General features: G+C 43.5%; 13 protein-coding genes. 10 read left to right on the forward strand and 3 right to left on the reverse strand.

Translation table 11 applies throughout. From position 1 onward, the window contains the following. Positions 1-38 precede the first annotated feature (38 nt). From gldG to ABIB39_RS09520, 5 genes are all read left to right on the forward strand, one after another. On the forward strand, positions 39-2,450 hold the full coding sequence (gene gldG / locus ABIB39_RS09500) for a gliding motility-associated ABC transporter substrate-binding protein GldG (RefSeq protein WP_354429372.1): 2,412 nt from the start codon (positions 39-41) through the stop codon (positions 2,448-2,450). Positions 2,451-2,486: 36 nt separating this feature from the next. Further along, a complete protein-coding gene (gene dnaN, locus ABIB39_RS09505; RefSeq protein WP_354429374.1) occupies positions 2,487-3,611 on the forward strand; it encodes a DNA polymerase III subunit beta in 1,125 nt (374 codons plus the stop codon). A gap of 147 nt (positions 3,612-3,758) precedes the next feature. Continuing rightward, positions 3,759-4,442 carry a DUF4397 domain-containing protein gene (locus tag ABIB39_RS09510; RefSeq protein ID WP_354429376.1) on the forward strand — a complete coding sequence of 228 codons (684 nt, stop codon included), beginning with the start codon at positions 3,759-3,761 and terminating at the stop codon, positions 4,440-4,442. A gap of 2 nt (positions 4,443-4,444) precedes the next feature. Further along, positions 4,445-5,194, forward strand: a complete 750-nt coding sequence (locus ABIB39_RS09515; RefSeq protein WP_354429378.1) for a DUF4397 domain-containing protein — start codon at positions 4,445-4,447, stop codon at positions 5,192-5,194. Positions 5,195-5,243: 49 nt separating this feature from the next. Beyond that, a complete protein-coding gene (locus ABIB39_RS09520; protein WP_354429380.1) occupies positions 5,244-5,897 on the forward strand; it encodes a DedA family protein in 654 nt (217 codons plus the stop codon). Here ABIB39_RS09520 and ABIB39_RS09525 read toward each other — a convergent pair. From ABIB39_RS09525 to ABIB39_RS09535, 3 genes are read right to left on the reverse strand one after another with little or no spacing between them, the layout of a single operon-like run. After that, entirely contained in the window at positions 5,894-6,613 is a 720-nt protein-coding gene (locus ABIB39_RS09525) for a TMEM175 family protein (protein WP_354429382.1), read from the reverse strand. The genes ABIB39_RS09520 and ABIB39_RS09525 overlap by 4 nt on opposite strands. A 3-nt stretch (positions 6,614-6,616) precedes the next feature. After that, a complete protein-coding gene (locus ABIB39_RS09530) occupies positions 6,617-7,009 on the reverse strand; it encodes a hypothetical protein (protein WP_354429384.1) in 393 nt (130 codons plus the stop codon). A gap of 27 nt (positions 7,010-7,036) precedes the next feature. Further along, complete coding sequence (locus ABIB39_RS09535; RefSeq protein ID WP_354429386.1) at positions 7,037-8,002, reverse strand: zinc dependent phospholipase C family protein; 966 nt, start codon at positions 8,000-8,002, stop codon at positions 7,037-7,039. A gap of 315 nt (positions 8,003-8,317) precedes the next feature. On the opposite strand from ABIB39_RS09535, the gene rpsT reads away from it, so the two are divergent. The 5 genes from rpsT to pheT all read left to right on the forward strand — a co-directional run bounded on the left by rpsT (position 8,318) and on the right by pheT (position 14,175). Next, on the forward strand, positions 8,318-8,572 hold the full coding sequence (rpsT, locus tag ABIB39_RS09540; protein WP_354429388.1) for a 30S ribosomal protein S20: 255 nt from the start codon (positions 8,318-8,320) through the stop codon (positions 8,570-8,572). 697 nt (positions 8,573-9,269) lie between these two features. Then, a complete protein-coding gene (gene radC, locus ABIB39_RS09545; protein ID WP_354429390.1) occupies positions 9,270-9,968 on the forward strand; it encodes a RadC family protein in 699 nt (232 codons plus the stop codon). Positions 9,969-9,988: 20 nt separating this feature from the next. After that, entirely contained in the window at positions 9,989-10,636 is a 648-nt protein-coding gene (locus tag ABIB39_RS09550; RefSeq protein ID WP_354429392.1) for an SGNH/GDSL hydrolase family protein, read from the forward strand. Positions 10,637-10,726: 90 nt separating this feature from the next. Beyond that, positions 10,727-10,966: a hypothetical protein gene (locus ABIB39_RS09555; RefSeq protein ID WP_354429394.1), complete on the forward strand. Its 240-nt coding sequence runs from the start codon at positions 10,727-10,729 to the stop codon at positions 10,964-10,966. Positions 10,967-11,775: 809 nt separating this feature from the next. Continuing rightward, positions 11,776-14,175: a phenylalanine--tRNA ligase subunit beta gene (pheT, locus tag ABIB39_RS09560; protein WP_354430117.1), complete on the forward strand. Its 2,400-nt coding sequence runs from the start codon at positions 11,776-11,778 to the stop codon at positions 14,173-14,175. Positions 14,176-14,290 lie beyond the last annotated feature (115 nt).

Consider the following 14,290-nt stretch of genomic DNA (forward strand, 5'->3'; position numbering starts at 1 on the left):
CGTATTTTCGGGCGTTTACTCATAACAATCCCAATAAAGTGTTTAGCATTCTTAAAAAAGAAATAACAACCTATCTCAGCTCGTTGGTAGCGTATATCACCATTGGCGTTTTCCTGCTTGTTTTAGGGTTGTTTTTGTGGGTGTTTCCCGAAACCAGCATCCTGGCTTACGGCTACGCCGGGCTTGATAGCCTGTTTAGTACCGCTCCATACCTGTTTATGTTTTTAGTGCCGGCCATCACCATGCGCTCACTTGCTGAGGAGCGGAGGGAGGGCACATTTGAACTATTGCTCACCCGCCCATTAACCAATATACAGATAGTTTTAGGTAAATACTTTGCGGGCGTAGCCATTGTGCTGCTCGCATTGATACCTACGTTGGTTTATTACTTCAGCGTTTATACATTGGGTACACCACAGGGTAATATCGATACGGGTGCGGTTATCGGCTCTTATATCGGCCTGTTCCTGTTAGGTTCGTCGTTTGCCGCTATTGGTTTATTTGCTTCGTCGGTTAGTAAGAACCAGGTAATAGCTTTTACCATCGCGGTTTTCCTTTGTTTCTTTTTTTACAGCGGGTTCGATTCATTAAGTTCCATACTATCATTTCAAAACCTGGGCCTGCAAGGCTTGGGGATCAACGAACATTACCAATCTATCAGTCGTGGGGTATTAGATACCCGCGATCTGATGTACTTTGTTGTACTTGTGATATTTTTTTTGTGGCTTACCTTGTTTGTATTGCACAGGCAGGCAGGCAAAAAGTTTATAAATACTGTTTTTTTAAGTGTGTTAGGCGTCATGTTTTCCTTAACAGCTGTAACAATCGTTTCCGATAAATTATTCACCCGTTTCGATTTTACTAAGGAGAAACGCTTCACCATATCGCAGGTTAGCCGCAATGTAATGCATAGCCTTAAGCAGCCGGTAACTGTTACGGTTTACCTGGAGGGAAAAGATTTCCCCGGGGGGATGAAAAGGCTGCAAACATCCGTAAAGGATATGCTGGCCGACCTTCAAGCCTACAGCCGAGGTGAACTGAAATATGAATTTGTAGACCCTATAAAAGGCCTGTCTAACGAGCAGCAAAATCAAGCGTATGAAGATCTGGCAGCCAAAGGTATCGAGGCGCAAAACCTAAGTGTTAAAACCGATGACGGCGTATCACAGAAGGTAATATTCCCGTACGCGCTGGTTAATTATGGCGATAAAAGTATCCCTGTAAAATTGCTGCAATCGCAAAGCAACATGAACCTCTCGCCCGATGAGATCCTGAATAATTCTATTCAAAATTTGGAATACGCTTTTACATCATCTATAAAGAAAGTTGTGTATGGCGGCAAGCAGCGCATTGGGTTTACCGAAGGCCATGACGAACTTACAGATCTGCAACTGAACGATGCTATGCGTTCCATTGCCGATGGGTATTTGGTGGGCCGTATCAACCTTGCCAGCATCCCGTTGGATAGCCTTGCCAAAGTGAGTATGCTTGTAATTGCTAAACCCGATAAAGCCTTTACCGAGCTGGAGAAATTTAAGGTAGACCAATACATTATGCATGGCGGCCGTGTGCTTTGGGCAATTGACCAGGTAAGCGCCGAACTGGACAGTCTGCGCGGCCATGGTGGCGAGCAACTGGCCTTTAACAAAAATTTAAATTTAGACGACCAACTATTCCGCTACGGGGTAAGGATCAATTACGACCTGATCGCCGATATGAATTGCGCGCCTATCCCTGTTACTACGGGCAACGCAGGCGGGCAGGCGCAGATCCAGATGCTGCAATGGTTGTACTACCCGGTGTTTTTGCCGTTATCCAAGCACCCCATTGTAAAAAACCTGGACGGCATTACCAGCCAGTTTGCGAGTACTATCGATTTGTTGGATACCAAAAGTATCGAGAAAACCATCCTGCTTACATCATCGCCGTATAATAAAAAAATAAGCACACCTAAAGTGCTTTCGCTACAGGCCTTGCAGGACGAGCCAAAGCCTAAAGATTTTCAAAGCAACCCTAAAATTACAGGCGTTTTGCTTGAAGGTAGCTTTACTTCTGATTTTAAAAACCGGCCGTTACCAGAGGGCTTGACGGAAAAGGTGACTATACAACCGCAAGGTACTCCAACAAAAATGATCGTGCTAAGCGATGGCGATATCTTGCGTAACCAGGTTGGCAGCGATGGTTCACCACTCCCTTTGGGCTACGACCACTACAGCCGCCAAACCTATGGCAATAAAAACCTACTGCTAAACATAGCCGATTACATGACCGATGATTCGGGCCTTATTTCGCTGCGCAGCAAAGAGATTCAGATCCGCCTGCTTAACCGCGCCCGTATCCGCGAAGAGAAACTGTTTTGGCAGCTTGTAAATAATATTGTACCCATCGGTATAGTGTTTATATTCGCTATTTTTCAACATTATATCCGCAAGCGAAAGTATGCTCATTAAATTTTATACTTTTGGTAGATAAACATTAATTATATCATGAGATTTATTGTTTCCACATCAACACTACTTAAGCAATTACAGTCTGTAAGCGGTGCTTTAAGCAACAGCACCGTATTGCCAATACTGGAAAACTTTTTGTTCGAGATAAAAGAAGGGAACTTAACCATTTCTGCTACCGACCTGCAAACCAGCATGACCACTTCTTTGGCTGTAGAGGCAAAAGAGAATGGCCGTATAGCTATACCATCGCGCATATTACTGGATACCTTAAAATCGTTACCGGAGCAGCCTGTAGCCTTTTCGGTAGATGATACCACCTTTGCTATTGAGATAAGCGCCGGCGACGGTAAATACAAGCTTAGCGGCGAAAACGGCGAAGATTTCCCTAAGATCCCGGTTGTTGAAAATGCATCATCAGTAAACTTACCTGCGTCTGTACTGGGCGAGGCTATCAATAAAACCATATTCGCAGTTAGCAATGATGAGCTGCGCCCTGCTATGACGGGGGTATTTTGCCAGCTAAGCAGCCAGCACCTTACCTTTGTAGCTACCGATGCCCACAAGCTGGTGCGTTACCGTCGTAAAGATGCCAAAGCGGATAGTACCACATCATTTATACTGCCTAAAAAGGCGTTAACGTTATTAAAATCGGCACTGCCGGCAGATGATGTTAACGTATCAGTTGAATACAACAGCACAAGTGCTTTCTTTAAATTTGGCAACATCAATTTGGTTTGTCGTTTAATTGACGAGCGCTACCCGGATTACGAAGCGGTTATCCCGAAAGAAAACCCTAACAAACTGGCTATTGACCGTTTGGCGTTCTTAGGCTCGCTTAGCCGCGTTGCCATTTACGCCAATAAAACCACACACCAGGTTAGGTTAAAAATAAACGGAAGCGAATTGAATATATCATCAGAAGATATTGATTTTGCTAATGAAGCACACGAGCGTTTAAGCTGCCAGTACGAAGGCGACGATATGGAAATTGGTTTTAACGCCCGTTTCCTGATAGAAATGCTGAAGAATTTAAATTGTGAAGAAGTGTCGTTAGAGATGTCGACCCCTAATCGTGCCGGTATTTTATTACCACAAGGCGGCGACGAGAACGAAGACGTGCTGATGCTGGTTATGCCGGTGATGCTTAACAGTTATGCATAGTTAGAGAATTAGAGGTTCGTGATCAGAGATTAGGAGTTAAAGGAACTAATCACCAATCACAATAAAAAAGTCTGGCTTTAGCCGGACTTTTTTATTAGTCTTATAACAATACTTGTTATAATTGAGTTATATAGCAACTATTGATAAATGATGAGATTTAAAATACCGGTTTTTATTGCTTTGTTAAGTATGGTAGCTGTCGCAGCTTGTAATAAGTTTGATGAGGCGCCATCTAAAGTGCCTACCACTTACCTGAATTTTATAAATGCCTCTACCGATACGCTGAATGTTTATGTTAACGGCAGCAGGTTAAATAATTTGTCGTCAACGTATCCATTAGGTTCATCAGGATATATACAATCGCCTTTAGGTGAGCAAAACTACCAGGTAAAAAGATTGGGCCATGGTGAAGTGTTATTTAGTGTGCCTATTAAATTAGATTCGGCCGGTGTGTATTCATTTTATGTAACCGATGGCACCGTAGAAAACTCATTCACCACACAGGATACCTTATCCACTCTATCAAATAAAGTTTCGTCGATAAGGTTTGTACACACTTCACCCAATTTAGGGGCTGTAGATATCGTAATAACAGATGATGCAAAAAAAGTGGTTAAAATAAATAAAAGAAGCTTTAAAAGTTCGTCGGTATATGTAACCGTAAAAGAAGGTGTAGAAAAGATACAAGTTTATAAAGCAGGCACCCCAACTTTGTTAAGTCAGGAAGAACGCATTTTGCAAATTGGCCGTGCATATACATTATTTACCAAAGCGGGATTAACCGATCCGGGAAACACAACCCCTTCCACGGGTTTAATTATTAATCAATAACGATGATTAACAAAAATAAAAGCGGCGTACTATTGAGCCTTACCTTATTTGTAACGGTATTGATGATATTGCCGTTAATACAATCTTGCAGTAAAACAGGGGTAAATGCCAGCAGCGGTCAAAATGCCAGGTTGCAAATAGTTAATTTAAGCCCGGATATACAACCTTTCAACCTATATGCTTTCTTTATAAAGCAGGGTACAGGCGCATATTATTATCCTAACGCGTCGGGTTACTTTCTGGTTAATACTATCGATACGCCGTTACAGATCCGTACATCAATTACCACCAACGGGGTTAATCCAACTAACTTGCTAACGCTGCCCGGTTCGTTAAAGCCTGGTGTGCCCTATACCTGGTTTGTAACCGGTATTAGAAAAGATAGTTCGCTTACCTCAATATTAACGGTTGATACCGGTAGTACCCCACCTAACGGGCGCGGTAAAATAAGGTTTGTAAATGCATCGCCAACACCGGCTAACATGAATTTAACCCTTAACGATACTACCGCCTTTAAAAATATTCCTTACAAAACCGTAACCAACTATACTGAGGTAACAGCGGGGAGTTATAATATTAATGTTTCAGCAACTTCAACCCCTAAAATAGTGCTGGCGCCTATAAGTAAATACAATGTGTCTGATGGTAAATTGTACACCGTTTATTTTTACGGGCTAACCAGCAGTACCGATAGCGCTAAATACAATGCAAATGTTTTGTTAAACTCGTTACCGATAGGTACAAAATATTAAAGGTTGGCTATCCGTAATATCTTTCTATTTTTGCTAAAATTTTACAGCCTTGGAATTTATACACAGCATAATCGACTTTATATTACACATTGATAAGCATTTGGTGCAGATAACCAGCGAATACCAAAACTGGACCTACCTCATCCTTTTCATTATCATATTTGCCGAAACCGGTTTTGTTGTAACACCGTTCCTCCCAGGCGATTCGTTGCTGTTTGCTGCGGGTGCGCTGATAGCTGGCGGTAAATCGGGCCTTGATATATACCTGCTTACCGTTATCCTGATCATTGCTGCCGTGAGCGGAAATACCGTAAATTACCTTTTGGGTAAATTTTTAGGGCCAAAAGTTTTTAAAGAGAAAAATAAAATTTTAAAGCTTAGCTACTACCTGCAAACCAAAGCGTTTTTTGATAAACATGGCGGTAAGGCGGTTATTTTTAGTCGTTTTGTACCGATAATACGTACCGTTGCGCCGTTTGTAGCTGGGGTAGGGCACATGCCGTTTGGCCGTTACACATTGTATAATGTAATGGGTGGTGTATCCTGGATCCTAATCTTCCTTTTCTGCGGATTTTGGTTTGGTAAGGTGCCATTTATAGAAAAGAATTTCTCGCTGGTGGCTATCATTATCATCCTGGTATCGGTTATACCACCGATATATGCCATTATAAAAAGCAAAGTATCTAAAAAGCAAGCGGCTTAATTCCCGAATAATTTTCTTGACTGTTTGCCCCTGTAGCTGTACCACACAAAATAGCCTGCCGGTATCAAAAAGTAGATAAACCCGGTTTTGCCTGCCAGTTCCATTGGTGATAGGTAGGTTAGTACCATGGCGCATAAACAGATCAGAATACAGATGAGGTTGATGCCGCTTACGGTGTTGGTTTCATACAATTCCCTTGGGTTTAATTCTATTTCTGCCGCGTGTTTTGCCGCATTGCGATACATCAGGTAGAATAGCAGGTAAATAGCAACAAACCCCGCCCCATACACCAATAGCAAGGCCTTTACCTGATCGTCGCGGATCATATCTACCATGTGCCCGTTGTGTAAAATCTGTCCGTCCGAAAATAGGAGGACGGTTAGGAACTTTAGTGGATAGGCATATATCAGCACCACAAAAAGCAGTATTGCATTAAGTAAATTGGTAAGCGGGTCCTTTAAGCCATAACGTCTGAAAAAGACATTCTGATTGTTCCAGATCTGAAAAAGCAGCGCGAAGCAAGCGGCGAAACTAAGCGTGCCCTTCATTGTTTCTACCAGGTCATCAAAGGTTTTAGGCACTTCTATAGATACGATGATAAGCGTTAACGCGAAACCAAAAACCGCATCGCTAAAGGTCTCTAAACGCGATGGCTCGTTGCTGCGCCATTTGATCTGGTTAGATGATATAAGCCGTGCTGCTTTTTTTCTGATCATTGATTAATCATTTACGACCACTAATTTACCTTTTTTATAGGTGTGCATCTTATTATTAAACGCTTCGCTACGATAATACTCCCGCCATTGTTTTAAGGTAATGGCCGTTGGGCCTTCTTTTACCATCCTATCAAGGAAAAATATTTCAGAAGTTTTTGGGTCGACATGGAAATCGTACTGTGTACGGAACATATCTAAATTACTTAAACCCACCTTAACCCAATAGTGTTTTGAATCTCTACCCGGCGTGCCTTCCATCATTAATTGGGGCTTGGAAGCCCTTGCCGTTTTCATGAACGATCTTACCTCGGGCAATGCGGCTACCTTACTTAAAATTATGCGCTCGCTTTTGCTGTTTTGGCAATATGTTTTTATAGGAAATGTAAACAGTATCAAAAGGCAAACGGCGTATTTAATAAGATGTTAAGGTTTATCTAAAACTAACACTTTTCCCACTTTATACAAAGCCTCCTCTTTATCTATCTTTTGCCTCTCAGTTTTGGTTAAAGGCTTTAAAATGAGTTTATCGAGGTCCGGTTGCCCGGCATCCACCCATGCCGAAAACCAGTAGCTGCCCACACTGAGGATGCTTGCCCGCATTTGCCTTTGCACCATACCTCTTAACAGCCTGTGGTATGCCCTGCTGTAAGCTACCGAGTATGCTTTAACCTTGCGGGTGCCGCTTTGCTCCATAACGTATTTATGAGCGGCAGGGAAGGTTTTATTCATTGCCCGCTCTACCCGTATCACCGTATCTGCACTTTTGAAAGAAGCGCGGCAGATTTTAAAAGCCTCGGCAAGCGGGTTGTTGATGTATTTTGCCTTGCCCACGTTATAGTTGTATCCGTTACTAAAAAGCTCCGGCAGGCGGCTTTCCCAAAGAGAGTGGATACCTTGCTGGTTGGTTAGCTGTCCGTCGTAATTTTGGGTAAGGTGCAGCGGCGTATGCGCGTCAGAAATGTAATGCGCCAGGTTTGCCGACGAGATAAGGATTGCCAAAGTGTCTCTCGCCTTAAAGGCCTTTACCAACCAGTAATAATTGGATTGGATGGCCCAGGGAACGGTGCCGTATTTGTTGAGGGTATCGCTGGTGTACTTTGCGGCTGCATCTATCCAGCGTTGCGGCATATCCCGAAAAGGCTGCCTACCGTAATGGTCGGCGTCAAAAAAATGATGGGGTGCCTCGGTGCTGTCCACGTAACGCTTTTTATCGGCGCTTACGGCGTGTTCTGTAATGAAGCTGATATTTGCCCTGTAAAATCCCGCCATCCCCTTAGGGAGCGTAAAAACGGCAAGCCTGTTAACGCGGTAATGCGCAAAAAAGCCCCACGATGCGCAAGTGATGATTGTTATTACACCGATGATGCAGGTGAGGAAGATGCGCTTCATTTAGTTGAGCCTGAATTACCGGGTTTTAGAACTTACAGGATGTGCTAAAGTAGCTGAATTATTACAGTCATTAAAATTATTTCAACTGTAAATGTAATGCTAACATATGTCTGTCCGTCCGTTTCCCTACCCGGAATACCTGGACAGGGCGGACAGACCCAACCACATCAAACCCTCCGATAGCCGTCGAATGAAATAATGAACATTGCCTTATTTATCCACAATTGAAAAATAACTTAAATACGCTTGCATATTTAAAAATGTGTGCCTATATTTGCAACCTCAAAATAAAGAAAAGAATAACAAAGCTATACGATGGCAAATCATAAATCATCCATAAAAAGAATCAGGTCAAACGCTGCGAAGCGTCTGCGTAACAGGTATCAGGCAAAAACCACCAGAAACGCTATTAAAAAATTAAGAGGTACTACAACTAAGGTTGATGCTACTCCTTTATTGTCGAAAGTGATTTCAATGTTAGATCGTTTGGCTAAAAAGAATGTTATTCACAAAAACAAAGCTTCGAACAACAAATCAAAGCTTACGAAATTTGTAAACGCTTTAAGCTAATAGCTTAATTTAATAATATTTAAAAGGGATAGTGCTTGCGCATTATCCCTTTTTTTGTTGCCTAAAATTTTCTGCTGATGAGTTTACTCACCCCGGGTTCGCTGCGCTGCCCGACCCTCTCTGCTGCGCAAAGAGGGTGAGAAAAAAGAAAATCAAAAAGTTTCCCTCTTACCCAGTAAAAATGAATAGGATGAGTCTGCTTTAACCCTCTTTCCGCCGCAGGGGAAGAAAGAGGGTCGCGCACGTAGTGCCGCGGGGTGAGTAAAATTGGCGCTTGGTTGGTTAAATTATTCCTTTTTTATCGATCTATTTTTTCTATTTTGGTTGTTTACGAGTTTACCCATGCCGTCCCGATGCATATCGGGATGCGCGCCGCTATCTGCTGCGCACAGGAGGTAAGTAAAAGCGGAAAATAAAAAACTTCCCTCTTTGCGAAGCAGAGAGGGGCAGGGGTGAGTAAAATCTGCTTTAGCGTTTTACCCCTTATGTACGTAACTGCTGAAGCAATGCCTTTGCCTTCACCTTAAAAGGGGAACACTACCGCTTATGCCAATTACATTTCCGTTGATAAGGGGTAAAAGAATTGATAAAGGGTATTTACTGCTTGTGTACATTACCCTTTGATTAATAAGGGTAAAATAATCTTTTTGCTTTATGTTTATTTCCAACTATTTTAGACACTCAAACCTACCCTCTTGTGGAAGACTACCCCAATAAAATAAGTATTAAAAGCTGGGCCGAAGAAGACCGACCGCGCGAAAAGCTGAGTGGGCAAGGCCGCCGTGCCCTTACGGATGCTGAGTTGATCGCCATATTGATAGGCAGCGGCAGCCGCGACGAAAGCGCGGTTGAACTAAGCAAGCGCATCCTGCACCATTACGAGAACGACCTTAATAAGCTTGGCAAGGCAAGCATTGGCGAATTGTGCAAATTTAAAGGCATAGGCGAGGCTAAGGCAATATCTATTATAGCTGCGCTTGAAATAGGAAGGCGCAGAGGCGATACCGAAATTAAAGTATTGGATGAAGTAAAAAGCAGCCGCGATGGCTACAACATTATGCGCCGCCATTTGTTAGATTTAAACCACGAGGAGTTTTGGATCATGCTGATTGGGCGTTCAAGTAAAGTACTGGCTAAAGAACTGGTAAGTAAAGGTGGCTTAAGCGGTACCGTTGCCGACCCTAAGATCATCTTTCACATGGCGTTGCAGCACCAGGCAAGTGCCATTATCATGGTGCACAACCATCCCTCGGGTAATTTAAAACCAAGCCGTGAAGACCTGGTACTTACTAAAAAAATAGCCGAAGCAGGCCGTATGCTAGATATTAACGTGCTGGATCACCTTATTATAACCGATAGCGGGTACTTTAGCTTTGGGGATGAAGGGCTGCTATGATCTGATAAAAACCAATATCAATGAAAACCAAGATCTGTTTGTTATTTGTGATGATCCTTGTAGCTGTAAGCTGCGCAAAAAACGACGGTTTGGCAGATGGCAAAGCAATTGTTGCCTGGGGCGATAGCCTTACATTTGGTGTAAAAGGCGGGGAGAGCTACCCCAAAGAGTTGCAGCGCCTTACGGGTATACGCGTAATCAATAAAGGGGTTAGCGGCGCCAAGAGCAATACTATAGCTGCCGAAATGGTAAAAAGGAGCGACCTTTATCAGTATCCTATCATAATTTGGGTGGGTAGAAATAATTTCAGGGACCCCGAACAGGTTAAGGCAGATATTGCTTTAATGATAAGTAAGCTGAAGCATCAGCATTACCTGGTATTAAGTATTCTTAATAAAAACACCCCCGATGAGCTTAAAGGCGGTAAGTCTTACGCCATTCTCGCTGGTCTTAATAACTATTTGGAGGAAACATACGGTAATCATTTTATAGATGTGCGCTCATATCTGATAGGTAGTTACAACACCGGCAGCAGTAGCGACCTAATGAGTTACGATGCAGATGTTGCGCCAGCTTCGTTAAGGATAGATGACTTGCACCTTAATGCCAAAGGGTACGACCTGGTGGCCCAAAAAGTGTATGAAAAGTTTGATATCCTCACAAAATAATATCTTGTTTTTAAGCTAATTTAGTTTGATTGCCAAAACAAGTGTTAGCGTAGGGTGTTCTATCTAAACAAAACTTAAAAACTATAAACTATGATAAATTCACCAGAAGAACAAGACGACCAATTGCAACAAGACGACCAATTGAGCCAAATAGAAAACGAAGACCAGGTGAGCCAGCAGGATGTGCATGGCAATGGCTTTGATAACACCAACGAAGATATTGGCGAAACTGATGAAACCGATCAGGCTAACCAAGCTTACAGTGCCGCAGAGCCCTCATACACCCTTAACCTGGATGATGATGACAGCAGCACCAGCGATGATGAGTAAGTAACCAGTGTTTTGTCCGTCCGTTCGGTAACGATAGTATCCGAACGGTACGGACAAAATGTTTGTGGGTTTGTCCGCCATGTTCGGGATGTTCGCACAGGTAAACGGACGGACAGGATGTACCACATTGTTCTATCTGTACTCGGTATTGACATACCCTTCTACCAATACGGACTGCTTAGGCGTCAAACTTTTACCTCTTCGCTTTTTTATCCCATAGTCATTTACTGCCATTCTTTTTTTGCTGATAAAAGATATAAACCCGCGGTTTTATATAATACCCCTCCCTTACTATATTTATATATACATATAAAATTAGATGGCTGTGCAGTGTAGTCCTTAGATGATTGTGTTGGGAGATAAAAATGTACGCATAATTGTTTGATTATCAAAATCTTGTCCCAAAAAAGCATGGAGGAAATCTTGTCCGTCCGCTTAGGGGGGCGAACAAAGCGAACAAGAAGATGTGCAGGCTTAAAGTGTCCGTCCGTCTGGGGGAGCGACACTATGCGGCCATGTGCGGCCAATCAGATATAAAAGCTTAAGGTGTCCGCTTTATGTTCGGAACTTCCGGTACAGGAACGGACGGACAAAAAACTTAACCCAACTAAACCTGATAGGAGCAAATACCTGCCTTGTGGCTAAGGCCTGTGCAGTATTGGTTTACCAATTGTCCGGATGCTGTCGCCGATGTTGGTACAGGTAAACGGACGGACAGCGGATTGCCTAAAAAAGGTAGATCTAAAATCGTAAATCTGAAATCTCAAATCAAAACAAATCCTATCTTTGCCGATTATCATTCTGCTATAATGAAGATATCGTACAACTGGCTAAAAGAATTTATTGATACAGATAAAACCCCTGCGGAATTATCTACCATACTTACAGGTACCGGTTTAGAGGTAGAGGGCCTGGAGAAGGTGCAGGCCATCCCCGGCGGTTTAGAAGGCCTGGTGATAGGCTATGTTAAAGAATGCGCAGACCATGCTAACTCCGATCACCTGCATGTTACCAAGGTAGATGTAGGCACAGGCGAAGACCTGCAAATTGTTTGCGGCGCGCATAATGTTGCCGCAGGGCAAAAGGTAGTGGTGGCAACCGTGGGTACAACCATTTACCCAACCGTTGGCGAGCCGTTCAGCATCAAAAAATCGAAGATAAGGGGTGAAGTATCCGAAGGGATGATATGTGCCGAGGATGAAATAGGCTTAGGCCACGACCATGCCGGTATTATGGTGCTTGATGCCGGTGTTGCCGTAGGCACATTAGCTAAAGACTACTTTAAGCTGAACGACGACTATATGTACGAAATAGGCCTTACCCCAAACCGTGCCGACGCGGCATCGCACCTGGGTACGGCAAGGGATATTGCAGCCTTCCTGAAACTGGGCATCAAAAAGCCCGATGTAAGCGCCTTTAAGGTAGATAGCACCGATAGCCCTATACAGGTTGTTATAGAGAACGAAACAGCTGCACCAAGGTATTCGGGTTTAACTATATCGGGCATAAAGGTAGGCGAGTCGCCAGGTTGGTTAAAAGAGCGTTTAGCCGTAATAGGCGTGCGCAGCATTAACAACGTGGTAGACGTTACCAACTATGTACTGCACGAGCTTGGGCAGCCCCTGCACGCCTTTGATGCCGCTGCTATAACAGGCAACCAGGTTATTGTAAAGAATGTAGCCGAAGGCACCGTATTTAAAACTTTGGATGATGTTGACCGCAAGCTAAGTGCCGACGACCTGATGATATGCAATGCCGACGAGGCTATGTGTATTGCCGGTGTGTTTGGCGGTGCAAAAAGCGGCGTAAGCGAAAGTACTACAGAGATCTTTTTAGAAAGCGCATATTTCAACGCCGTAGCGGTGCGTAAAACATCAAAAAGGTTTGGGTTAAGGACAGATGCTTCGTTCCGTTTTGAACGCGGTACAGACCCGGATATGACCGTGTTTGCCCTTAAACGCGCGGCATTGCTGATACAGCACGTAGCGGGTGGTAAGGTAACGTCTGATATATTTGACCATTATCCGCAGCCCGTAGCGGCGTTTGCTGTCGAGGTCACTTATAACACCATAGACAGGCTGATAGGCAAAGCCATTGGCAACGATACCATCAAAAGCATTATTACCGCTTTAGATATCAAGATTGTTAACGAAACTGCCGAAGGTTTATCGCTCGAGGTGCCCCCTTACCGTGTGGATGTAACCCGGGATGTGGATGTGGTGGAAGAGATACTACGTATTTATGGGTACAACAATATCGAGATCCCTACACAAATCAGGGCATCGTTAAATAACTCCATCCGCCCCGAAAAAGATACAGTACAAAACGTAATTGCCGACTTGCTGAGCGCAAATGGCTTTAACGAGATGCTGGCAAACTCGCTCACCAAACTAAGCTACTCGGATAACCCGGATGCAGCCGTGAAGATAGTGAACCCGCTAAGCAGCGATCTGGATGCGATGCGCCAAACCCTGTTATACTCGGGGCTGGAGGCCATTGCCTACAACCAGAACCGCCGCAGCGCCGATCTTAAATTTTATGAGTTTGGCAAGGTGTACAGCACCAAAGAGGATAAGTATCTCGAAACCCAGCGTTTCAGCGTGTTCATCACCGGTGCCAACACCAACGAGCAATGGAACCTGAAACAAAAGCCGGTAACTTTTTATAATTTAAAGGCTGTTGTTGATGGCATCCTTAAGCGCCTAAAAATAACCGACGTGGTTGTAGAAGATAGCACTTGCAGCAAGCTTGCCTTTGGGTTACAGTACATGCTAAATGGTAAGCAGCTGGTTAAATTTGGGCAGGTAGGCGCTAACGCTTTAAAGAAAGTTGATTTAGATAAGGAAGTATTTTATGCCGACTTTAACTTCGACGTGGTGCTTAACGCGGTGCGTAAGAATGTGATCGTTTACCAGGAGGTATCTAAGTTCCCGGCGGTGCGCAGGGATCTGAGCATGCTGGTAGATACGGCCGTAACTTTCGGCCAGTTGAAGCAGGTAGCCGGACGGACGGACAGGAAGCTGCTGAAAGAAGTGAATGTATTTGATGTTTACCAGGGCGATAAACTGCCGGCGGGCAAAAAATCGTACGCGTTAAGCTTTGTGCTGCAGGATACCGAAAAAACCTTAACAGATAAAGCAGTTGATGCCGTGATGCAGAAATTAATTTATAATTTAGGCAAAGAAGCAGGAGCAGAGATAAGAAAGTAATTAGTGATTTAGCGATTGATTGAACTAGTGATTTAAAATAAAAGATCGGTAATTTAATACGTCGCAAATAAAAGAAATCACTAATTCGCTAATTCAATAAATCACTAATTAAACA

It is taken from the genome of Mucilaginibacter sp. UYP27 (genome assembly GCF_040547175.1).
Classification (GTDB): Bacteria; Bacteroidota; Bacteroidia; order Sphingobacteriales; family Sphingobacteriaceae; genus Mucilaginibacter.

Coding starts and splice junctions, on each gene's coding strand:
- dnaN (WP_354429374.1), top strand. CDS start 2,487: ATGAGATTTATTGTTTCCACATCAACACTACTTAAGCAATTACAGTCT.
- ABIB39_RS09510 (WP_354429376.1), top strand. CDS start 3,759: ATGATGAGATTTAAAATACCGGTTTTTATTGCTTTGTTAAGTATGGTA.
- ABIB39_RS09515 (WP_354429378.1), top strand. CDS start 4,445: ATGATTAACAAAAATAAAAGCGGCGTACTATTGAGCCTTACCTTATTT.
- ABIB39_RS09525 (WP_354429382.1), bottom strand. CDS start 6,613: ATGATCAGAAAAAAAGCAGCACGGCTTATATCATCTAACCAGATCAAA.
- ABIB39_RS09535 (WP_354429386.1), bottom strand. CDS start 8,002: ATGAAGCGCATCTTCCTCACCTGCATCATCGGTGTAATAACAATCATC.
- rpsT (WP_354429388.1), top strand. CDS start 8,318: ATGGCAAATCATAAATCATCCATAAAAAGAATCAGGTCAAACGCTGCG.
- ABIB39_RS09550 (WP_354429392.1), top strand. CDS start 9,989: ATGAAAACCAAGATCTGTTTGTTATTTGTGATGATCCTTGTAGCTGTA.
- ABIB39_RS09555 (WP_354429394.1), top strand. CDS start 10,727: ATGATAAATTCACCAGAAGAACAAGACGACCAATTGCAACAAGACGAC.
- pheT (WP_354430117.1), top strand. CDS start 11,776: ATGAAGATATCGTACAACTGGCTAAAAGAATTTATTGATACAGATAAA.